This window comes from Staphylococcus simulans (genome assembly GCF_002902285.1).
Classification (GTDB): Bacteria; Bacillota; Bacilli; order Staphylococcales; family Staphylococcaceae; genus Staphylococcus; species Staphylococcus simulans.
In genome coordinates this window covers 1-21,800 of sequence record NZ_PPRU01000051.1, presented here as the reverse complement: position 1 = coordinate 21,800, position 21,800 = coordinate 1, and the positions used below count along the sequence as shown (strand labels likewise).

23 protein-coding genes are annotated in these 21,800 nt (G+C 32.9%); 8 read left to right on the top strand and 15 right to left on the bottom strand.

Annotation, left to right across the window (positions count from 1 at the left end; translation table 11 throughout):
- Together CD112_RS11585 and CD112_RS11580 are read right to left on the bottom strand one after the other, a co-directional pair.
- The coding region (locus CD112_RS11585; protein WP_180991558.1) for a site-specific integrase at positions 1-2,021 on the bottom strand (2,021 nt) is incomplete at its 3' end.
- 2 nt (positions 2,022-2,023) lie between these two features.
- Positions 2,024-3,136, bottom strand: a complete 1,113-nt coding sequence (locus tag CD112_RS11580) for a tyrosine-type recombinase/integrase (protein WP_002485872.1) — start codon at positions 3,134-3,136, stop codon at positions 2,024-2,026.
- Between the two features lie 195 nt (positions 3,137-3,331).
- On the opposite strand from CD112_RS11580, the gene CD112_RS11575 reads away from it, so the two are divergent.
- Positions 3,332-3,634: a YolD-like family protein gene (locus tag CD112_RS11575; RefSeq protein WP_082732238.1), complete on the top strand. Its 303-nt coding sequence runs from the start codon at positions 3,332-3,334 to the stop codon at positions 3,632-3,634.
- 72 nt (positions 3,635-3,706) lie between these two features.
- On the opposite strand, the gene CD112_RS11570 is transcribed toward CD112_RS11575, so the two are convergent.
- Positions 3,707-3,883: a hypothetical protein gene (locus tag CD112_RS11570; protein WP_096754678.1), complete on the bottom strand. Its 177-nt coding sequence runs from the start codon at positions 3,881-3,883 to the stop codon at positions 3,707-3,709.
- 406 nt (positions 3,884-4,289) lie between these two features.
- Between CD112_RS11570 and CD112_RS11565 the strand changes: the two genes are divergently transcribed.
- From CD112_RS11565 to CD112_RS11555, 3 genes are all read left to right on the top strand, one after another.
- Positions 4,290-5,333 carry a C45 family autoproteolytic acyltransferase/hydrolase gene (locus tag CD112_RS11565; protein WP_002481700.1) on the top strand — a complete coding sequence of 348 codons (1,044 nt, stop codon included), beginning with the start codon at positions 4,290-4,292 and terminating at the stop codon, positions 5,331-5,333.
- Between the two features lie 288 nt (positions 5,334-5,621).
- Complete coding sequence (locus CD112_RS11560) at positions 5,622-6,671, top strand: ABC transporter permease (protein ID WP_070626210.1); 1,050 nt, start codon at positions 5,622-5,624, stop codon at positions 6,669-6,671.
- 18 nt (positions 6,672-6,689) lie between these two features.
- Positions 6,690-7,373, top strand: coding sequence for an ABC transporter ATP-binding protein (locus CD112_RS11555; RefSeq protein ID WP_103364359.1), 684 nt, complete (start codon positions 6,690-6,692; stop codon positions 7,371-7,373).
- A 77-nt stretch (positions 7,374-7,450) separates the two neighbouring features.
- Here CD112_RS11555 and CD112_RS11550 read toward each other — a convergent pair whose 3' ends face one another.
- From CD112_RS11550 to CD112_RS11540, 3 genes are all read right to left on the bottom strand, one after another.
- Positions 7,451-8,287, bottom strand: coding sequence for a DUF4097 family beta strand repeat-containing protein (locus CD112_RS11550; RefSeq protein WP_057510881.1), 837 nt, complete (start codon positions 8,285-8,287; stop codon positions 7,451-7,453).
- Positions 8,284-8,844, bottom strand: a complete 561-nt coding sequence (locus CD112_RS11545; RefSeq protein ID WP_002481704.1) for an HAAS signaling domain-containing protein — start codon at positions 8,842-8,844, stop codon at positions 8,284-8,286. The genes CD112_RS11550 and CD112_RS11545 overlap by 4 nt, the downstream gene beginning before the upstream one ends.
- Before the next feature lie 148 nt (positions 8,845-8,992).
- On the bottom strand, positions 8,993-9,478 hold the full coding sequence (locus CD112_RS11540; protein WP_231911534.1) for a hypothetical protein: 486 nt from the start codon (positions 9,476-9,478) through the stop codon (positions 8,993-8,995).
- Between the two features lie 221 nt (positions 9,479-9,699).
- Here CD112_RS11540 and CD112_RS11535 point away from each other — a divergent pair, with 221 nt between their 5' ends.
- Positions 9,700-10,263, top strand: coding sequence for a thioredoxin family protein (locus CD112_RS11535; RefSeq protein WP_023015887.1), 564 nt, complete (start codon positions 9,700-9,702; stop codon positions 10,261-10,263).
- A gap of 50 nt (positions 10,264-10,313) precedes the next feature.
- Here CD112_RS11535 and pmtD read toward each other — a convergent pair whose 3' ends face one another.
- From pmtD to CD112_RS11505, 6 genes are all read right to left on the bottom strand, one after another.
- Positions 10,314-11,042 (bottom strand): phenol-soluble modulin export ABC transporter permease subunit PmtD, encoded by a 729-nt coding sequence (pmtD, locus tag CD112_RS11530; protein WP_060803977.1) that lies wholly within the window; start codon positions 11,040-11,042, stop codon positions 10,314-10,316.
- A complete protein-coding gene (pmtC, locus tag CD112_RS11525) occupies positions 11,039-11,926 on the bottom strand; it encodes a phenol-soluble modulin export ABC transporter ATP-binding protein PmtC (RefSeq protein ID WP_103364357.1) in 888 nt (295 codons plus the stop codon). The genes pmtD and pmtC overlap by 4 nt, the downstream gene beginning before the upstream one ends.
- A 22-nt stretch (positions 11,927-11,948) precedes the next feature.
- A complete protein-coding gene (gene pmtB, locus CD112_RS11520) occupies positions 11,949-12,629 on the bottom strand; it encodes a phenol-soluble modulin export ABC transporter permease subunit PmtB (RefSeq protein ID WP_103364356.1) in 681 nt (226 codons plus the stop codon).
- Positions 12,626-13,516 carry a phenol-soluble modulin export ABC transporter ATP-binding protein PmtA gene (gene pmtA, locus CD112_RS11515; RefSeq protein ID WP_070626204.1) on the bottom strand — a complete coding sequence of 297 codons (891 nt, stop codon included), beginning with the start codon at positions 13,514-13,516 and terminating at the stop codon, positions 12,626-12,628. The genes pmtB and pmtA overlap by 4 nt, the downstream gene beginning before the upstream one ends.
- Positions 13,513-13,893, bottom strand: coding sequence for a PSM export ABC transporter transcriptional regulator PmtR (pmtR, locus tag CD112_RS11510; protein ID WP_070626200.1), 381 nt, complete (start codon positions 13,891-13,893; stop codon positions 13,513-13,515). The genes pmtA and pmtR overlap by 4 nt, the downstream gene beginning before the upstream one ends.
- Positions 13,894-14,057: 164 nt before the next feature.
- Entirely contained in the window at positions 14,058-14,249 is a 192-nt protein-coding gene (locus CD112_RS11505) for an SE1626 family protein (protein WP_002481712.1), read from the bottom strand.
- A gap of 192 nt (positions 14,250-14,441) precedes the next feature.
- Here CD112_RS11505 and CD112_RS11500 point away from each other — a divergent pair, with 192 nt between their 5' ends.
- A complete protein-coding gene (locus CD112_RS11500; protein WP_070626199.1) occupies positions 14,442-15,737 on the top strand; it encodes an aminotransferase class I/II-fold pyridoxal phosphate-dependent enzyme in 1,296 nt (431 codons plus the stop codon).
- A 389-nt stretch (positions 15,738-16,126) separates the two neighbouring features.
- Positions 16,127-17,152, top strand: coding sequence for a threonine aldolase family protein (locus tag CD112_RS11495; RefSeq protein ID WP_002481714.1), 1,026 nt, complete (start codon positions 16,127-16,129; stop codon positions 17,150-17,152).
- A 104-nt stretch (positions 17,153-17,256) separates the two neighbouring features.
- Here the strand turns inward: CD112_RS11495 and groL are convergent, their stop codons facing one another.
- The gene (groL, locus tag CD112_RS11490) at positions 17,257-18,876 is read right to left on the bottom strand and encodes a chaperonin GroEL (RefSeq protein ID WP_002481715.1); all 1,620 of its coding nucleotides are present in this window, start codon (positions 18,874-18,876) and stop codon (positions 17,257-17,259) included.
- Positions 18,877-18,914: 38 nt separating this feature from the next.
- A complete protein-coding gene (groES, locus tag CD112_RS11485; protein ID WP_002481716.1) occupies positions 18,915-19,199 on the bottom strand; it encodes a co-chaperone GroES in 285 nt (94 codons plus the stop codon).
- A gap of 216 nt (positions 19,200-19,415) precedes the next feature.
- On the opposite strand from groES, the gene mroQ reads away from it, so the two are divergent.
- Positions 19,416-20,159, top strand: a complete 744-nt coding sequence (mroQ, locus tag CD112_RS11480) for an intramembrane glutamic endopeptidase MroQ (protein WP_070626462.1) — start codon at positions 19,416-19,418, stop codon at positions 20,157-20,159.
- Between the two features lie 88 nt (positions 20,160-20,247).
- On the opposite strand, the gene CD112_RS11475 is transcribed toward mroQ, so the two are convergent.
- Complete coding sequence (locus CD112_RS11475; RefSeq protein WP_103364355.1) at positions 20,248-21,711, bottom strand: SdrH family protein; 1,464 nt, start codon at positions 21,709-21,711, stop codon at positions 20,248-20,250.
- Positions 21,712-21,800 lie beyond the last annotated feature (89 nt).

Sequence of the window (21,800 nt, the reverse complement as noted above, 5' to 3'; positions counted from 1 at the left end):
TCTTTTATATTACCTAGTATTTCTTCATATTTATTTAATATATTTATATGCTTTTCAACCATATCTTGTCTATTATTATTTTTAGCTAATTCTATAGATTTGACCGTTGATTTGATATGTAATTCATATTTTTCAACATCTAAATCAGAAAATCCAATAGCTAAATCCTTACATGGTTTCCCAGAATTACAAGTCAGGCATGGCGGAGCTTCCATGTATGGACAATCACCACTCAATCTAGCATGACAAGTGCCATAAGGATTGTCCATTGCGTTTAATTTATGTTCTTGCCATAAAGAATTCAATTCTTTTTCAGATAGTTCACTACTATGCTGTATATTTTTAATTTTACCGTCAACATCAAAACTAAAAGCTCCTTGATCAATAACTGATTCAAAAGCCTTTCTCTTTGTATCATCAAGTAACTTAGCATATCTTAGAGTCATTTCTGGTGAGGAGTGTGCTAATAATTCTTGTATCGTTAATATATCTGCTCCACCATTTAACAATTTTACTGCATAGGTATGTCTAAATTGATGAGTTTTGAAATGGAAGATTTCTCCTTGTTCATCAATAATATTTTTAGTCTTTGATAAATGATTTAAGTGTGCTCTGACCATATGTTGTGTAAAGGGCATTCCCTTTCTTTTTCCTTTATAAATAGCAAAAATATAATTATTAGGATTATTATCTTTTGTACTTTTACTTTTAGAATCGGCTATTAAAACTGCTATTATATCAGCTAATTTATTATCAATTGGTATTCTATGTCCTTTAACAAAAGTTTTAGCAATATCTGTGATTATTGAATACTTTCCATTAACTTTTGCAAGGCAATTATTTTGTAATGTCAATACATCAGAAATTCTTAATCCTGTTTTAAAAGCTATCCAAACTACAGGTATTAAATCTTTATGCAAATCATTTATATGCTCAAAAAGCTGTTCCAATACAAAATCTGGGATATAATCAATTTGGCTACTATTTTTCTTTTCGTGTTTAGGTAAGTCTTGAGGATAAATTAAAAATCGTATATCTTGGTACGGTGCTATAGCATAGTTTTGAGTTATAATATCGTTTAAGAACCTTCTAATTGTTTTTAATTCTTCTCTCACAAAATTCTTAGTACTTTGCAAATTTTTATTAGCTGCATATTCAAACAAAAATTCTATATATGCTTCGATATGACATCTATCTAGTTCATTTAAACTATTCCTTGTTTCTTTATTTTTAGATATATTTTGAAAAAACCTAGTTAAAACTCTTATATAAAACCTTGCTGTAGCAAATGCTATATCACCAGTTATCAAACGATTTTTTAAATATTTTTTTGCTAATTCTCGCATTTTAATTGACTCAATTTTTTCAAAGTTTAAATAATTGCCAGTTAGTGTTTTATTATAACTCAATCCATATTTTTCTAAATTTCTAATATCCCATTTATCTTTTTCCCATTCTTCTCGCTTATCAATGAACTTAATTAGATTAATGTACATATTCTTTAAAAAAGAAGCCAGTCCGCTTTTGTATTCATAATCACCAAAAACTATTGTTGATGATCTTCTTTTTATTGGTATATTATTTTCAGTCAGCCAATTAAACCAGTGCTTTTCTAATGTATTTATATCACAATCAAGTAAAGAATTTAAATTTGGATAAACTTCATTAAAGAACTTAGCAATCTTATTAAGCTTTACTGCTCCAGTATTAAATAAATTAGATAAGGACCAATCCTCTTTAACTATCAGTTTCAAAAAAAGGTATTTAAATTCTAAATTCAAATTTTTACTTTTAATCCTAAAGAAAACATTTTTTCTTTTGTCTCTATAGTTCTTGATACTATCTTGAAATTGCTTGAATTTGTTAAAAGCTGTAATGTGCCACTCATCATTTTTAAAAAAGTAATCATCATATATTTCAGTTATTAAAACCTCTCCTTTTATATTGATGGTTCTACTTTGTAATGTACATAATTCATTAATCATAGTACTGTTTGTAGGTAAATTAATTGGTATTGACATAGTCATTCCCCTTTATTAAAAACTTGAAATTGATGCTTTACTTTATTCCAATCTTCACGTATATCTTCTTCAGTGGGATGAACATATAAATTAATAGTCGTTTGTATATTACTATGACCAAGTCTGTCTTGAACTTGTTTTATATCCTTAGTTTCATTATAAAAAACAGTTGCATGTGTATGGCGAAATAAATGAGGATGAACATTTATAGATGTTTTATGTTTTAGCCTTTTAAATAATGAATATATATCACTATAATTCATAGCTTCTCCTACATTTCTCCCCTTTATTTTTACAAAAAGATAATCAGAACATATTGAAAGTTCGTCAATTATTTCGTAGACATAATCATCGTATAAATCAATTAACGATTGGGAAATAAATATTTTTCTTTCCCCAGTTTTCAAATAAGTACCATTATCATTAAATCTATTTTTCAAAACTATTTGATGGCCTTTTCTAAAGTCAAATTTAATATCATCAATACGTAATGATAATACCTCACCTATACGTAATCCGGTTTCATATAGTAATTGTATTAAGAATTTATCTCTAATATTATTAGCTTCCTCTAATAATTTCTTAACCTCCGCATTAGTTAACACTTCTATTTTTTTCTTTGGTTCTTTAACTTTCAAAATATTTTTCAACGTTCTATAGTCCTTATTTATGTGATGCATGAAACTTTTATATTTTTTAGAGTATTTACTTTCCATATGCATAAAATCATAGAAATTAACATCTAATTTTTTACTCCTATAGAGATAATCATAAAAATTAGATACTACAGTCATAGTCAGATTAATTGTCTTAGGACTAATGCTTTTTTCTTTTCGGTGATAAGAGAGGACATTCTCATATTCAAAAGGTGTTTTCATCCATCTTATAAAATCAACAAAGTTATCAAAACTAACTTCTTTATAGCATATCTTTTTACTTTCTAAGTAAACAAAAAATTTTTTTAGTGCATAAGCATAGGTTTTCTTGGTATTTAAACTTTTCTTAACACTATCCAGATACTTCAAATATCTTACTGCATCTACTATAGGTTCATTATTACCATCTAAAATCATAAAATTGGTACCATTCTTAGATTTTACTTCTACTATTTTCATAATAATCTCATTTCTAATTTTAATAGTATAAGTATACACTATTCAAATTCTTTTTACATCATACATATTAAACTTATTACACGTAATAAAAAAAGACTATTTAATATTTTTACTTTGTTCATTTTTTCTTAAAATATGATTCATTTTAAACAAAATAGTCTATATTCTTCAACATATATATAACCTTTTGCGACATTGCCCGAACAGTTTGAACGTCTGCATCAATATGCGGTGGATCAAACTAAGATAGAACGCCCTATTTTATCTGAAGATCAAATTCATGAATTGAACCAACAGATTCATATCGCATTTCAAGAACAATGTCCCATTCGTGTGCGCTACTTTAAAGGAGGTTGGATACAGACTATCAAAATGATGCCAGACAAAATCAATTACTTAGATCAAGTATTAATCGGTATCAATTTGAAACAACAGCAGCAAATTAAACTTTCTTTGCTTGATATTGTCCAAATCACATTATGTCGTAACGCTTCTTAGCCTTTTAGGCTCATGAAAAAAGCACTTGCTGAATTCAACTCAGCAAGTGCTTTTACATTAATTCTATTACAATTAATTACTGTTGCCTGATTCAATATCAGCAACGATTTCTTTTGTTCTTCTTTCGATATCTTCAAAGTCTTTCTTGAAGATGAAAGCAAATACAGCCACACCTACGCCAACTACAACTGACACGATAAGTGCTAAACTGAAGAAGAATTTAAAAAAGCCTTTAATAAAGTCTAACATTTTGATTTCACCTCTATAAAAATAATCGCCTGCATGCTCTAATAATAGCATACTTAAATGGGTCATTAAAACATATACCCTATATTAAAAAAGCTAAAGCATGTCTAAAGCCATTATACTAAAAAGAGGCTAACCGAAAAAGGTTAACCTCTTAAAATCACAAGAATTACGTATTACGCGCCTCTCCACCATCTGTAAACAGCGGCATATGCTTTATTATAATAATCTTGTACCATATGAATCACCTCTAAACGTAATCTATCTTCGTTTCAAGTGACATTTACAAACCGTATTTACAGTTTTTTCTCTACATATATATTATAATATGGTTTGATTTCCCAAGTCTATTAATAAATAATTACATTCTTGTAACATTATCAAGAGAAACATTAAGGGGTTATTTTGAATGCAAAAAGTACACTCAGATATTATGACATTTCGAGGATCACATTATGATTTAGGTGTTGAAACAGGCAAGTGGATGAAAACAACTAAACTCATGCAAAATAGAGAAAAAGAATGGAAGAAACGCTTACCACGCTTTGATATCGATGTTAATGAAACACATGCAATTTTCCAACAATATGCACCGCAAATTTGGGAAGAATTAATGGGTATGCGTGAAGTGCTTGAATTACCGATTAGACAAATTGTTTTTAATTTTGCACACTATCGCTTTACACCTATTAAGAAAGACAGTGGCTGTACAGTCTTTCTTGGCGACAATTATTTAGTGCGCAATTATGACTATCACCCTGCCACATATGATGGTCGCTATTTATTATATGAACCAAATGACGGTGGATTAGCCCAAATTGGTCCTACTTCTCGCGTCACAGGCAGAATGGATGGGCTTAATTCTGCGGGTCTCGCTATGGGCTATAATTTTATGCATCGTAAACATCCGCAAGACGGGTTTGTTTGTTATATGATTGGACGCTTAATTTTAGAACTTTGTCGTGATACAGATGAAGCCATTCGTTTATTAAAAGAAATTCCTCATCGTAGTTCATTCAGTTATATTATGATGGATAAACATAATCAACACGCGATTGTAGAAGTGACACCTAGAGGTCTAGATGTACGTTATGATCGTACGTGCACTAACCATTTCAAGTTGCTGACGCATGAAAATCGTAACTACACCAAAGAATCTAAAGCACGATTAGCTAAAACTTTAAAACAAACAGATATCCATATGGATAAAATGAAAGCTTTTGAAGTTTTTAATGATCCGCAATATGAAATTTACAGTAAGCTCTTCAGCAGCTGGTCTGGTACTATTCATACATCTATGTATCAACCAGAAACAATGAAAGCTTGGATCAGTTTAGGCGAAAATCAAACACCTGTATGCATTGATTTTAATCAATGGCTTAACCACAACGAACTAGATATTACCTCTCTTCATGGCGAAATTGATACAGACATTGCCTTCGCATCTGAATAATAGATTAAAAGCGGAAAGACACTGTGCTAAAGTCTTTTCGCTTTTATTTTTATCTGCTCTATTAGAAAAAGCAAGACTTTACTTGATTTAAGAATATCTTGAAATTCTTTATCCCAATCTAAATTAACTCCCAACCCACTTCTTTTATTAAAAGTATTCGCAAAAAAGTTTGATACATTTTGTTTTATTTTTCATATTTGAGTTATATAAGTTATAATTGATTAATTAAGTTGATAGTCTTCAATCATAATCAACATTCAAAATTAAATACTCGAGAGGAGTTCTCCTATGTTTTTAGCTTGGAACGAGATGAAACGAAATAAATTAAAATTCGGATTAATCATCGGTGTGCTGATTATGATCAGTTACCTGCTCTTTTTACTTTCAGGCCTTGCGAGCGGTTTAATTAATATGAACCGTGAAGGTATAGATAAATGGCATGCAGATGCGATTGTCTTAAATAAAGATGCGAATCAAACTGTCGCTCAATCTGTCTTCGATACAAAAAAAACAAAAAATACATTTAAAGAATCCGCATTACTCAAACAATCTGCCGTTATTGTTTCTAATGGTCAAAAAGAAGAAAATGCCCTCTTATTCGGCGTATCCAAACAATCATTCTTAATTCCTAAATTACTAGAAGGACATAAATTTAATAAAGATAATGAGGTCATCGCAGATGAAACTTTAAAAGATAAAGGCTTTAAAATCGGCGATAAATTATCTTTATCCCAATCAGATGAAAAGCTGAAAATTGTTGGATTTACGGAAAGCGCAAAATATAACGCATCACCTGTATTATTCGGTAATTATAATACAATTCAAAGTATCAACCCGAAATTAACCAAAGATAAAACGAATGCTGTGGTGGTTCGTGACAAAGATTGGAAAGATAAATCACTCAATTCTGATTTAGAAGCAGTCAGCATTGAAAACTTCGTTGAAAATTTACCTGGTTACACTGCACAAAATCTGACACTTAACTTTATGATTACTTTCTTATTTATTATTTCAGCAACAGTCATCGGTATTTTCTTATATGTCATTACACTTCAAAAAACAAACTTATTCGGTGTATTGAAAGCACAAGGTTTCACAAATGGTTACTTAGCTAAAGTCGTTTTAGCACAAACCTTTATGATTTCTTTAATCGGTACATTAATCGGGTTAGCACTGACACTAATCACAGGTGCCTTTTTACCGAATGCTGTGCCTGTCGCATTTAATCCTGTGACATTAATCATCTATGGACTTGTCTTGATTGTCGTATCACTCATTGGAAGTCTGTTCTCTATTTTAACGATCCGTAAAGTAGACCCATTAAAAGCCATTGGATAAAAAGGAGTGAAAATACTAATGTTAGAGTTTAAAGACGTCACGAAGCGTTTTAAAGATGGTAATAAAATTATCGAAGCTGTTAAACCAACGACAGTACAATTTAATAAGACCGAACTCGTCGGCATCATCGGCCCCTCTGGATCAGGAAAAAGTACGTTCTTGACGATGGCCGGAGCATTACAAACACCGACTGAAGGTGAAATTTATGTGGATGGCCAAGCCATTACACATCTTTCTCAAAAGCAATTAGCACATACGCGTATGAACGAAATCGGCTTTATCTTGCAAGCCACAAACTTGGTTCCTTTCTTAACAGTCAAACAGCAATTTACCTTGTTGAAAAAACAAAAGAAAGATGTGCTAAGTGATGAAGCACTGACTAACTTATTAGAACGATTAGGTTTAAGTGAAGTTCAAAATAAGCTGCCAAGCGAAATTTCTGGCGGCCAGAAACAACGTGTTGCGATTGTTAAAGCATTATATACGAATCCATCTATTATCTTAGCCGATGAACCTACCGCTTCACTAGATACTGAAAATGCGATGGAAGTCATGAACATCTTAAAGAAAGAAACCAAGGAATTAAATAAAACCTGTCTTGTCGTAACACACGATGAACGTTTAATGAAATTCTGCGATAAAGTATACCAAATGGAAGACGGCATTTTAGCACAACAACAAACAGAATCCAGCACATTATAATTGAATAGAAATATAGACAAAGAAAAACGATTTTCATCTAACATTTGATGAAAATCGTTTTTTTGTTGAAACGTTCATTATTCGATTGTGATATTACCTTTATTCGTATAGAATTCTAAAACATTTTCACCCTTACCGACTTTATCATTTTTAAAGTGAGGATTTTTTACCAACTTCTTACCTTCAGCAGGATTTAATCTTAACAGTGTATCTTTCGGCGGGTGTAAATAGCTTAACGTAATATTGCCACTTTTCGTTGAGGCTTTAATATCACAAGAATTCGCCATCTTTGAGAAATTGATATGACCCGTACCTAATATAAAAATACTTTCTTTTACTAATGAATGATCTCCACTGATACCGCCAGAATGAATTTTGAAATTGCCGTTTTTTAACGTACTATTTTCAAATGCCAACTTACTGCTCTCTGATTTCATATCTACACTTTCCAACTTGGAATCTTTAATATGTACATCTGAAATGTTATTCCAAATTGTGGTTGTCGCAGCTTGTACACCATCCAATTTAATTGCGCCGATATCTGTTGAAATATTAATATCATTTAATTGTTTCTTTGGTACCTCGACAATCATTTCTTGTTTCGTTCTTTTGTATGGATTAATATTAGGCGCTATTTCATCCTTTTTATCTTCAGAAATTTTAAGGATATGATTATGTTCTGAGAAATTAATAGGACGTTGTCCTTTATATTTAAGCTTCAATTCCTTACCTTGTACAATTTTGATGTCTGCACGATTGCCGCTGATTGAAATATCTTGAATGTCTTTATTATGAAATGTCTTTTCAACACGCTCCTCTGGCAAATTACTTTGATCATGAACAAACCAGACTAAAGTGCCGAGTGAGAAGAAAGCAACAAACGTGATCATGCCGATTAATAAAAGTTTTCTCATGCGCTTATGCTCCCTCTAATCAATTTCAAATTCCAACGTAAATACTTCAGAATTAATTTATAAATCACTTCAACCAATTTGAAGATAAAGACAATAAAGATAATTCCAAGACCTGTGTAACTAAAGGCAAATAAGAAATCGCTGAAAACAAATTGTGAAAATCCGCTCATCACATTCGCTACAAATAAGATGATTGGAGATAATAAAAGTACGAGCGAAGCAAGCAATAATATAATCATAAATATAACCACAAAGAATAATGGAATCAATATGATAATTAAAGATAAAATGCCTAGACCTAACGTAGCGAGAACAGCTTTGGTGACATTTTGTGCGTTCGGCGCATATTCAGCATTCTTGATAGCTTTTTGCGCATAAATTTCTTTCGCTATTTTTTTCGGGCTTTCCATTTCATTTAGAATATCGTGTTCTGAGCGCCCTTCTCTTTCACCTTCGTAGAACACATCTTCGTATTCATACATAATTTTATCTTTTTCGTCTCTAGGCAACCATCTTAATTCACTTTCTAAATCATTTAAAAATGTAATTTTATTCACAATGGCCACCTCCAAAATCTACTTGAATTATACTTTAACTTGCAAAGCTTTTAAAATGTTTCCCCTTTGGCCTAAAGAAAATATTATCTTATGTAAAAAGATGGCCGCTTAAATTGCCTTTCAAGTACGCCATCTTTAATTAGAATTCTCATTTGAAATATTCAATTCGTTTAATTTCATCATCTTGATATAAGACTTTAAGTTTTAAATGATTTTCTTTATCAACGTAATTCAACGTTTTATAACCATTCTTACCTTCTGTTAATTGGTAACTGCTGCCTAGTGCTTGAATGACATCGCTGATATCATCCCCTACTTTAAAGCCCATGTTCGTTTCAATTTGTTTATCCTTAATAACAACCATTCCATTAATTTTATGATGTGCCTTATCAACGTTCACCACAAAATTAGGATGCTTATCATTGTAATAAAACGCAAAGCGGTCGACTTGAATATTATGATTTTCATTAAAACCCTTTGGATTAAATGATTGATTCATCTTCATGTTGTTAATTGTCATTTCTGATAAATCAACTGATTTTGTACTACTCATATACCCTGAAATCAATAAAGTTATTACACTTATCGTTGAAAACATAAGTACTGCGACTAATTTATACTTCAAAAGAATCACTCCTTTTTACTGCTCTTTCGTATGTATTTTTCGCACATATTTATCATACTACTATTTTTAGAAATTGCACGGTGCTATTTCACTTATATATTACTTTTTCTTCAAAATATATTAACTACATTTGCAACACTATATAATCTTTAGAATTTTCACAACCTTTCCTTTTAATTCTGAATCATTTGTTGATATAATATTATCAATTAACAAAGGGGGTTTTATCGATGACAAAACTAGAAACATATTTTCAAAATGCTCAAGATTTAGATACGTATATCTCTGAGATGAAAGAAAATCAAGAAGGTCTACTTAAGATTTATGAAAGTTTTACAGTACCTGAAGATGATTCACGTATCGAACAAGTCAAGCAAAAGTCATATCGTAAAGTACTCGCAATTTCTGAAGATTGGTGCGGGGATGCCATGATGAATATTGCGATCTTAAAACATATCAGCGAATTGTTAGACCTCGAAGTACGCGTCTTTCATAGAGACCAAGACACAGACTTGATTGATCAATATTTAACGAATGGTAAAGCACGTGCGATTCCAATTTTCGTATTCTTAAATGATCAATACGAACAAGAAAATGTATGGGGCCCACGCGCAAAAGCTGCACAAGTCTTCGTTGAAGAAACTAGAAAAAAATTACTTCCAGATAAAGATGATGAAAATTATGATGAAGCCGTACAACAAGCTCATGTTGTCATCAGCAACCGCTTCAAAACAGATTCAAATCTTTGGAAAGAAGTTTACAACTCTATCATGAACAAATTACTGAACCCATAATAAAACTGCCGGAAGCTAGAGTACATGAACTAGCATTCCGGCTTTTTTGATTAAATATCTTTTTTTGTAATGTATAGCGTATTAGCAACAAATAAGACAACAATCGAAGCCGTTGAAATAAACCATTGCCAATTACTGAATTTAAAGTGCCCTGTCGTTGTTTTGTTCGTTAAATAACTGAACGGAATATATTTCAATGCTTTTTGGATATCATCTCCAATTTTCGGAATCATAGGTAGAAATGGTTCCGCAAATGGCACAATCAAGACTAAGAATATACCTAACGCATAAATCAATGCTGGTTTTGGTACGATTAACGCTACCAAGAATAACAACAGACCAAAGAATAATAAGAAAATAAAGTAGAACCATAAAATCTGCAACATCTTCTCATCTTTCACATCAGGTCCTTTTGTAACGGCTTGAATAATTAAAACAAGCACATCTAAAAGCACTGTGATTAATATCGCGATAAATGCGATAGATAAGACTTTCGCAATAAAATACTTTATACGATTGCTTGTTTTGTTTAAATATAATTGAATCGTACCTTGAGAGATATCTCTTGTGATTGTTTTAATCATAAACAGTAATCCAACTATAGAGAAGAACCAGCTGCCCATGGCCATAATAATATCTCCATCTACTTTATGCATTTGTTGATTAATCAATGCTGTCATCCCGATAATTGGAAGTAATGTTAAAATAAGTGCTAAATACGTTAATGGACTTCTTAAGATACTGATAATGTCATGTTTTACGAGTTGGAATAGATTCACTTTTTCTCACCTCTTTGATTAATATTGAAGTACGTATCACGTAATGATTGTTTACGTGTTTCAATGTATTCTGGGAAGACGTCTAATCCTGCAAGTCCTTTTAATAATTCTTTGTAATCTTTGATTGATTTTAATGAAATTTCACCAGAATCTTTATGACTTTGTAAGATACTGAAATGAATCGTCAAATAATCTAAAACCTCTTTAAATTTCTCATCTGATAAGTCTTTTCCTAATTCCAATACTGTCACATCTGTCGGTGTCCCTTTCGCCATATCCACATCTTGTACAAAATGGCCATTTCTTAAGAACACTGCACGGTCACAAATTAATTCAATGTCTTCTAATTTATGACTCGAAATCAAAATTTTCATATCTAACTCTTTAACTAATCGCTGAATGGTCTCAAGCACATCAATTGAACCATCTGGATCCATACCGTTTGTCGGTTCATCTAAAATTAAATATTTCGGTTTATTCATCAATGACACTGCAATCGCAAGTTTTTGTTTCATACCCATAGAGTATTTTTTGACTTTCTTTTTGATATAAGGCGCCATGCCGAATGCATCAATAATACTTTGTGCATAAGCTTTGTCGTAGCCTTTACCTAAGACTTGCGCAAAGATTTTCAAATTATATAAGCCTGATTTATTATCATAAAGTTTAGGGTGCTCAATTAAATAACCGACGCGTTCATCAGGACCTAAATTTACCTTTCCTGAGTAATTAATAATGTTGCCGTTCATGACTTTCATTAATGTCGTTTTACCTACACCGTTTTTCCCAATCAAACCGACAATGCGGCTTTGATCAAATTTAAAATCAATATTATCTAATACCTTGTTAGAACCGTATTGTTTTGTAATATGTTCAAGTTTCATCAAAAGACCTCCTTTTAAATAACTATTGATTTGAATTAATTTTTTTAAGCTGATAAAAATATGTTCCCACAAAAATTGCGATACATAATAAGCCAGACCAAAGCACAAACCTATTGATATAAACTTCCACCATTTTATCTGACATCATATCAAAACGTTCTGTCAAAACTGCGATCAACAAGAAACCAATTGCGATTAAAATCGGTACAACAATATTCGCAACAACGATATAGCCCCAATAAGGAATAAAATCCCTTCTGACTTCAGAACTTTTGGGGAAAGCGAGTGCGTGACCCAAAAGGTTAATTGCGATAAATGTCAAAGGCGTCATCAGTTCAATACTATTAATCTCTGCACCTTGCGGCACGTCATTATACACAATCAACACGATTGCACCTGCTAATGCTAACAATAGTGTTGTTAAATAATGTGTATTTAACTGCTGACGTGCTGAAAAAGGTAAGCTGTGATTGAAGTAATAAGCTTTATTACCGCCTAATTTAAATTGCAATCTGAAGACTTGTCCGCTATCAAAAATAATGATAAACATAACAAGCGCCGCAAAGATATTTTTAATAATAACACTCCATACCGAATCACCTTTAATCAATGGCAATACAACTGGCGCAAGTATAATCATCAATGCATAAACAATTAAAGTATATTTTCTTAATAGTAAGTTTCTTTTGAGCAATGTCTTCATAACACTTCACCAAGCTTTGCTTCATCTAAGCCACCCTTTTCTACATTAACCATCAATTCTTCAATGGTCGGTTTAGAAATTTCTACTCGGTCACCAAAGATTTCTTTGAAAGCATCCGCTTCTTTCGTTAATCCTACATAACCCGTTTGTTTAATTTTCAAATTGATAATGTAACTTTTTAATTCATCATCCAAGTCTTCAACACTACCACGTATTAATTGGTAATCATCCAACAATACATATTTCGGTTCATTGAAGATAATTTGCCCATCTTTAAGATAAACAAGATGATCTGCGATTTTCTCAATATCTGAAATTATATGTGTTGAAAAGAAAACTGAAACATCTTCATTAATGAGTTCTTCTTGGATGATTTCTAGTACTTCATTTCTTGCGATAGGGTCTAATCCTGCTGTCGGTTCATCTAAAATGAACAACTTCGCATGATGACTGAATGCAATCGCAAAGGAAAGTTTCATCTTCATTCCTGTTGAAAACGACTTAATCTTCTTCTTAAGCGGAAGTTTAAATCGTTCTATGTAGTGGTGAAAAATATCATGATTCCAATTGCGATACATCGGTCCAATACATCGCTCTACTTTTTCGATTGTCCATTTTTCATTCAAGTATAATTCCGAATAAATAAAACCGATTTGTTCTTTGATTTCTCTTTCTTGTTTCGGCATTTCATGTCCAAGCATTTCAATATATCCAGATTCTCGATGAATCAAGTTCATCAATAAACGAATAATGGTTGTTTTACCTGCACCATTAGCGCCAATGAAACCTGTCACATAACCTTTTGGAACATGAAATGAAATATCTTTAAGCTCGAAGTTTTTATGATGATACGAAAGTGACTGTACATCGATAGCTTTTTCTATCATTCATTTTCCTCCTCATAGATTAATGCTAAGATTTCATTCAACTCTTCAAGCGGCATACCGATTGTTTTTGCTTCTTTTACTAATGATTTCGTTAAATCTTCGATGACTATAAATTGCTTTTCTTTCAATATCGCATTGTCTTGCTCTTTAACGTAAGTACCCTTTCCCCTGATTGTGGTCACAAACCCATCTTTCTCCAAATCTTCATAAGCACGTTTGGTCGTAATTAAACTTACGCGTAAGTCTTTCGCAAGTTCTCTCATAGAGGGAAGATGATCACCGGGAGAAATATAACCTTTGAGTATATTTTCTTTAATCTGCTGCTTGATTTGTTCATATATCGGATATTCACTATTATTCATAAGCAGTATTTTCATCTAACTCCCCCCCTAACTGTATATACACAGTATACACAGATATAACAGTTTTGTCTATGATTTTTACGTAATCTTTACATAATCACTCAAATATCAGTCTTTCCTGTATATATTGTATATACACAGAAGCAATAAAAAAGTAACTGCACAATGCACTTGTACAGTTACTTTTTACGTTTATACTGTTCTCTTTTCTTCCGATCATTATTACGACTGATAAAAGCACAAATCATGAACATGATGGCCGCTAAAAACATTTTAATACTTGCGCCTTCATCTTCAATAAATTGAAAATAAGCACCAGCTAAAAACGCTAGAATTGCGATAATCACAAAAATTTTAGTCAAATGTTTCAATATTTTCACCTCAAATATAATCAGTATATCAAATAATTATTGGGTATTCATGGTTAGTTTTTCTATTTTTAAGGATACATTTAGAATAATCGACCATATTTTCTGAAAATCGTCGTTCTCTACTTTCTATTTAAGCTCATTCAAGATAATATAGTAATGTATGAAGACTTTAAAAAGTGAGGCGGAATTATTATGAATCCATTAGCGCTTGATTTAAATGAGCAACTTACACAATCTAACCCTGTGATATTGGACATGCTGTCTGACTTAGGTAAACACATGTTTTATCCTAAAGGCATTTTATCTCAATCAGCAGAAGCTAAAGCAACAAAGTATAACGCAACAATTGGTATGGCGACAGATGATAATGGAAAATTATACTCTGATACAATCTACGGTTTATACCAACATCTAGATCCAGATGAAATTTTCCCTTATGCGCCACCGCAAGGATTAGAAACATTACGTGCGTTATGGGAAGAAAAAATTCTAAAAGAAAATCCTGATCTAGAACAAAAACAAATTTCTAGACCTATCGTGACAAACGCATTAACACATGGCTTATCTATTTTAGCTGACTTATTCGTTAATGCTGGTGATACGTTATTATTACCTGTACAAAACTGGGGCAACTATAAATTAATTTTTAATACGCGTCATGGTGCTGATATTCAAACATATTCTATCTTTGATGAACAAAATCGCTACACAACTGATGGTTTTGTTGAAGCTTTAGAAAATTATGATCAAGACAAAGTCATCTTATTGTTGAATTACCCAAATAACCCAACAGGCTATACACCAACTGCAAATCAAGTTGATGTTATCGCTAAAGCAATTAAAGACTTAGCTGATCGCGGTACTAAGGTGATTACAATTGTTGATGATGCGTATTATGGTCTATTCTATGAAGATGTTTATACGCAATCATTATTCTCAGCATTAACACAGCTTGAATCAGAAAATATCTTACCGGTGAGATTAGACGGCGCAACTAAAGAATTCTTTGCTTGGGGCTTACGTGTCGGCTTTATTACTTTCGGTATTAATGATGAAATTACTAAAGCTGTCTTAGAAGCTAAAGTTAAAGGTTTAATCCGTAGTAATATCTCAAGCGGTCCTATGCCTTCACAAAGTGCAGTTCAATATGTATTGCAACCTGAACATCGTGAAGCGTTTGAAGCGGATGTGCAATGTCACATCGATACTTTACGCGAACGTTATGAAGTCACAAAATCAGTGGTATATGATGAGCAATTCAAAGCTTACTGGACACCTTATGATTTCAACTCTGGTTATTTCATGGCAATTCAAGTTAAAGGTGTTGATGCGGAAACATTACGTAAACACTTAATCGAAGCATATTCTATCGGTACAATTGCTTTGAACAAAACTGATATCCGTGTTGCTTTCAGCTGTATCGAAAAAGACGATATCCCTCATGTGTTCGAATCTATCGCAAAAGGTATCGCTGACTTACAACAATAATAAATAATTAATTAAACTCTGATTGACTGCTTAGTCCATCAGAGTTTTTTTATGTATGATTACTTAAAAAAGCGTCTGTTTTACTGCCATAATATGAATTGTCAAAAAATCGCTATAATTTATATAACTCCCCTATTTTACAGTATTAACAGTCCCAAGCTTTGCAAGATTAAAATATAAAAGTATTATCTTGTAGTTGACACAATCAACTAACCGCATTATTATTAAAACATTCTCTAACTGTATAAGACTTTTGAAAAGATGTGATTTTGGTACATTAGTTCTTGAATTCTAAATAATGTTTTCAGAATATTGGTACTACTTATGCCTCTTTTGCTTTGCAGCTAGAATTGCATTATAAAAAATACTATGAATTGGAGGAAGGACCCATGATATCTTTTGAAAATGACTATCTAGAAGGTGCACATGAAAAAGTTTTAGAAAAATTAGTTCAAACTAATTACGTACAGGAGTCTGGATACGGCAATGATACATTTACTGCTGATGCAATCAGTAAAATCAGACAAGCTATCGATATGCCAGAAGCTGCTATTTATTTTCTAGTCGGTGGAACACAAACGAATCAAGTTGTAATTAACGCAATGCTAAACAAATACGAAGGTGTCATTGCCGGGGACACTGGTCACATCAGTGTACATGAATCCGGTGCGATTGAATTCAGTGGTCATAAAGTATTAACGGTACCTTCTGACAATGGTAAAATCACTGCTGATCAAGTAAAAAATTATATTGATGACTTCTATGAAGACTCAAACTATAAACATATGGTTTATCCAGGTATGGTTTATATTTCTTATCCTACTGAATACGGAACCTTATACACAAAATCAGAATTAGAAAGCATCTCAAACATGTGTAAAACATATGAGATCCCATTATACATTGATGGTGCGCGTTTAGGTTATGGTTTAGTCAGTGATGAAGCTGATTTAGATATTAAGGATATTGCCAAATATGCAGATGTCTTTTACATAGGTGGTACTAAAATCGGAGCTTTATGTGGTGAAGCTATTGTCTTCACAAGCAACAATGAGCCGAGGCACTTTACATCTATTGTTAAACAACACGGTGCCTTACTTGCGAAAAGCCGCTTAATCGGTGTTCAGTTTGCTGAATTATTTACAAATAACTTATATTTAGATATCAGTCGACATGCAGTGGATATGGCAATGCAATTAAAACAAGCATTTGTTGAAAAAGGCTACCAACTCTATTTAGATTCACCAACCAATCAGCAATTCTTTATTATGAACAATGAAACAATTGAAAGATTGAGTGAATATATAAAATTCACTTGTTGGGAGAAGTATAACGAGACGCATAAAATCGTACGCTTTGCGACCAGCTGGGCAACACGTGAAGAACATATCGCCTACCTTAAAGCACATATTTAAGTAAAATTTATCAAAAAAGACGCTTCATTAGCTATACATACTAATGAAGCGCCTTTTTTATCGATAGCAGTTTATGAATTAAACTGCTTTATTTATGATATCTCTTACATCATGCCTGGCATGCCCATTCCTGGGTTGCCTGCATCATTATTTTCTTCAGGAATTTTAGCTACTACAGCTTCTGTTGTTAAGAACATTGCTGCTACACTTGCAGCATTTTGTAATGCTGAACGTGTTACTTTTGTAGGGTCTACGATACCTGCATCTAACATATTCACCCATTCACCAGTAGCTGCGTTGTAACCAACACCTGGATCTGCATGTTTTAATTTTTCAACGATAATTGAACCTTCTAAACCAGCATTTTCAGCAATTTGACGTACAGGTGCTTCTAATGCTTTTAAGACGATATTAATACCTGTTTCAACATCACCTTCAGCTTCAATTTCGCTGACACGTTTGTATACATTCACTAATGCAGTACCGCCACCAGCAACAATACCTTCTTCTACTGCTGCACGTGTAGAGTTCAATGCGTCTTCGATACGTAATTTACGTTCTTTTAATTCTGTTTCACTTGCAGCACCGACTTTAATTACTGCTACGCCGCCAGTTAATTTAGCTAAACGTTCTTGTAATTTTTCACGGTCGAAATCTGAGTTAGTTTCTTCAATTTGTGATTTGATTTGTGATACACGTGCATCGATAGAATTTTTATCTCCGTCACCGTTAACAATTGTTGTATTGTCTTTAGTAACTTCCACTTTATTTGCTGTACCTAACATATCAATAGATGCATCTTTCAAGTCATAACCTAAGTCATCAGTGATGAACTGTGCACCTGTTAAAATTGAAATGTCTTCTAACATTGATTTACGACGATCACCGAAACCTGGTGCTTTAACTGCGACTGCAGTAAATGTTCCACGCATACGGTTTAATACGATGTTTGTTAAAGCATCGCCTTCTACTTCGTCAGCAATGATTAAAATTGGGCGATTAGATTGAACAATTTGTTCTAATAATGGAAGAATATCTTGGAATGAGCTGATTTTTTTATCAGTCACTAAGATATATGGACGTTCTAATACAGCTTCCATTTTTTCAGAGTCAGTTACCATATATGGAGATTGGTAACCTCTATCAAATTGCATACCTTCAACTACGTCTAATTCTGTGTTGAATCCGTTTGATTCTTCAATACTGATAACACCGTCATTACCAACTTTATCCATTGCTTCTGAAATGTATCGGCCGATTTCTTCATCGGCTGCTGAAATAGCACCAACTTGTGCAATTTCATTTTTATTTTCAACTTTTTGAGATTGATCATGCAAAGCTTGTACCGCTTCGCCTACTGCTAAATCAATACCTTTACGTAAACCAACAGGGTTCGCACCGCTTGTTACGTTTTTTAATCCTTCTTGAATCATTGCTTGTGCAAGTACTGTAGCTGTTGTTGTACCGTCACCAGCAATTTCATTTGTTTTATTCGCAACTTCTTGCACTAATTTTGCACCCATATTTTCATATGGATCTTCAAGTTCAATTTCTTTCGCAATCGTTACCCCGTCATTTGTAATTAAAGGTGCAGTAAATTCTTTGTCTAGCACCACGTTACGACCTTTAGGTCCGATTGTTACTTTGACTGCATTCGCAAGTTGATCTACACCGCGAAGCATTGATTGACGTGCATCTTCAGAAAATTTTATTTCTTTAGCCATATGTTTATAGCCTCCTGTTATTTGTTATGATTGATGTATTATTGTACGATAGCTAGAATTTCTTCTTCACTGATAACAAGGTATTTGTCTTCACCGACTTGTACTTCACTTCCGGCATATTGTTCAAATACCACAGTGTCGCCTTCTTTAACTTCAGGCGTAATAACAGTACCATTATCTAAAGTTCTGCCTGGTCCGACTGCGATAACTTTACCTTCATTAGATTTTTCTTTCGCTTTATCAGTTAATACGATTCCGCTCTTAGTTGTTTGTTCACTTTCAACTCTTTGAATTATCACGCGATTCCCTAATGGTTTAAGCATGGTCGTTCCTCCTCTAATCTGTTGCAATTGTTTATTTCATATTTGATTTATTTACATATCAAGTTTTGTTTAGCACTCTCATATCCTGAGTGCTAATCCACTTTCTATATTAATCAAAATTGGTCAATACATCAAGCAATTAGAATTTTATTTTCCTCGCACAAACTTTTAGTTTAAAATGAATATAGCAACTAGATAGTATGGAGGAGTTACATTATGTCACGACTATGGTTTTCAATCCTAACCTTGATCGTTTATGGACTTGCATTGTTCGGTCCACAGATGTTGTATCGTGCTGGTTTGTTTGATCATTTTAAAGGCAAACAACTTATGCTTACGACATCATACACACAAGTCATTTTAATGATTTTAGCAGCATTGGTCATTTTGTGGATGAATTATAAAATCAAAAACAAAACACGTTTAGAATTACAACCGAAAGTCCAAAAACGTTATGTCATTCTTTGGGCCATTGTAGGGCTCATTGTCGTACTGTTATATCAAATTATTGCTTCTCTATTAAATCATTTTGTATTTAAAATCGATCAGCCAAGCCCGAATACAACCGGCATTATGAAAATTATTCAAGAAGCACCTATTTTTATTGTACTCGTGGCAATTGCTGGACCTTTCTTAGAAGAATTCGTATTCAGAAAGGTTATCTTCGGTGAGATTTTCAATATTCTTAGAGGTAATAAAGTCATACGTTTTATCATTGCCGGCACAGTCAGCTCAGCATTATTCGCTATGGCACATAACGACCCAAACTTTATTTTAATTTATTTTGGTATGGGCTTTATTTTAGCTGGTTTTTATATTTACACCAAGCGTATTGCCGTACCCATTTTAATTCATATCTTCATGAATAGTTACGTGGTCGTCATTCAATTATTATTCGCAGACGATCTTAAAAAAATGCAAGAATCTGTATCATTTATTTTTCATATGATTGGATATTAAAAAATCACGCAACAGGTTACTCTCGAACTTGTTGCGTGATTTTTTTGAATTAGGTTCTATTAATATAGTTACTAATCTAAATACTATATTATTGCTTCTTTCGTTTCATAATCATTAATACAATACACCAGATAAATGCAACCCCGAATACAATTAACAAAGTGTTGAGTAAGCGTGGGTATTTCTGATTATCAGTTGTTTTTTCTTCTTGTTTCTTTTTCGCTTTATCTGCATTTTGTTTTGTATCTTCTGAAGGTTTGGTTGTCTGTTTAGCTTCAGCATGCTTATCTCGTTTTACTTCTTTTAAATCTGGCATTGAGCCTAAGTCACTTGTTACTAATCCTAAAATTTGCAAGTCTAGATTTGCATAATATTGTTGCACTCTCATAGGACTGAAATACTGATATTTGAAGTAGCCCGTACTTTGCTGTAAATTATTTAAATTACTATTATTACTAAAATTTTGCGGTTGCAACACTGCATGAACATCATCTTCAGTTGACTGCGTATCATCACTAATCATACCTACTTGATGAACGATGAATGGATTATATCTAAATGACCCTGTAATCAAATGGCCATAACGGTCACCAATTAAACCTAAATTCGAAAAAGGCATTACTTCATCCGGAGCTTGCTGTTCATTTAAGCCTCCATTTAAAGAAGGTGTTGCCGAAGCGAAATTAGAACTGTTCGGTATATAGTCAGCTGATGGATGATAGCTTGAAGTTGGCGTGACTTGTTGATTCGGTTGATATGAATTTTGTCCAGATTTATTGTTGCTTGGTAAATTATTGTCTGATGGGCCTTGTTCCGGTGTCTCTGGTGTAGTGGGTCCATCTGGCATTGATGGTTCTCCTGGTTCAGGCTCCTCTGGTGTTGGTTCGTCTGGCACAGGTTTTTCAGGTGATGGTTCAACTGGATGTGAACCGCCCTCTCCTCTTTGTGGAATCGTACCGCCACCTTGTCCTTTATCATTTTCACTATTATCTTCAGGTTTTTCTGTATTATCGCCTGAAGATGGTTTTTCTTCTGGATTTGTTTCTTCAGGTTTTGGTTCCTCTGGATTTGGTTCTTCTGGATTTGTAGGTTCGGGTTGGGTTTCAGTATTATTACTGCTGTCATTTGGGTTGTCTGAACTTTCTGCACCTGTTGAACTGCCTCCAGGTTGATCGTTTCGTTGAGGTTTTGTCGTATCTTGTGAAGTGTCTTCTTGTGTTGTATTTGTCTCCTCATTTGTCGATGTATTATTTGATTGTGTTGTTGTTTGGTCTTCTTTTTGTGTTGTAGTATCACTCTGTTGGTTTGGCTGAACACTAGATGAAGTACTTTCATTTGAAGTGTCACTCGGACTTTGAGTTAACGTTTCTTCTTCAGGCGCGCTTTGATTATTTAAACCATCTGATTGTGTTTTAGTTGTTTCTGTTTGTTTTGAAACAGGTACTCGTTGATTATTTTGTGCTTGTTCTGCGGCATGTGTTACTGTACTTGGTAATAGCAGCCCAGTTGCAGCGATGGTCAATGTTAATTTTTTGTATACTTTCTTTTTCATTTTAACGCACCTCCTTTTATCAAATATAGCAATCAACTTAAGTATATAAGAACTTATCTTTAAATTCTATATGTATATTAGAATGAAAA

Coding starts and splice junctions, on each gene's coding strand:
- CD112_RS11475 (WP_103364355.1), bottom strand. CDS start 21,711: ATGAAAAAGAAAGTATACAAAAAATTAACATTGACCATCGCTGCAACT.
- groES (WP_002481716.1), bottom strand. CDS start 19,199: ATGCTTAAACCATTAGGGAATCGCGTGATAATTCAAAGAGTTGAAAGT.
- CD112_RS11500 (WP_070626199.1), top strand. CDS start 14,442: ATGAATCCATTAGCGCTTGATTTAAATGAGCAACTTACACAATCTAAC.
- CD112_RS11535 (WP_023015887.1), top strand. CDS start 9,700: ATGACAAAACTAGAAACATATTTTCAAAATGCTCAAGATTTAGATACG.
- CD112_RS11565 (WP_002481700.1), top strand. CDS start 4,290: ATGCAAAAAGTACACTCAGATATTATGACATTTCGAGGATCACATTAT.
- pmtB (WP_103364356.1), bottom strand. CDS start 12,629: ATGAAGACATTGCTCAAAAGAAACTTACTATTAAGAAAATATACTTTA.
- groL (WP_002481715.1), bottom strand. CDS start 18,876: ATGGCTAAAGAAATAAAATTTTCTGAAGATGCACGTCAATCAATGCTT.
- CD112_RS11555 (WP_103364359.1), top strand. CDS start 6,690: ATGTTAGAGTTTAAAGACGTCACGAAGCGTTTTAAAGATGGTAATAAA.
- pmtC (WP_103364357.1), bottom strand. CDS start 11,926: ATGAAACTTGAACATATTACAAAACAATACGGTTCTAACAAGGTATTA.
- CD112_RS11495 (WP_002481714.1), top strand. CDS start 16,127: ATGATATCTTTTGAAAATGACTATCTAGAAGGTGCACATGAAAAAGTT.
- CD112_RS11570 (WP_096754678.1), bottom strand. CDS start 3,883: ATGTTAGACTTTATTAAAGGCTTTTTTAAATTCTTCTTCAGTTTAGCA.
- CD112_RS11580 (WP_002485872.1), bottom strand. CDS start 3,136: ATGAAAATAGTAGAAGTAAAATCTAAGAATGGTACCAATTTTATGATT.
- pmtR (WP_070626200.1), bottom strand. CDS start 13,893: ATGAAAATACTGCTTATGAATAATAGTGAATATCCGATATATGAACAA.
- CD112_RS11550 (WP_057510881.1), bottom strand. CDS start 8,287: ATGAGAAAACTTTTATTAATCGGCATGATCACGTTTGTTGCTTTCTTC.
- pmtA (WP_070626204.1), bottom strand. CDS start 13,516: ATGATAGAAAAAGCTATCGATGTACAGTCACTTTCGTATCATCATAAA.
- mroQ (WP_070626462.1), top strand. CDS start 19,416: ATGTCACGACTATGGTTTTCAATCCTAACCTTGATCGTTTATGGACTT.
- CD112_RS11560 (WP_070626210.1), top strand. CDS start 5,622: ATGTTTTTAGCTTGGAACGAGATGAAACGAAATAAATTAAAATTCGGA.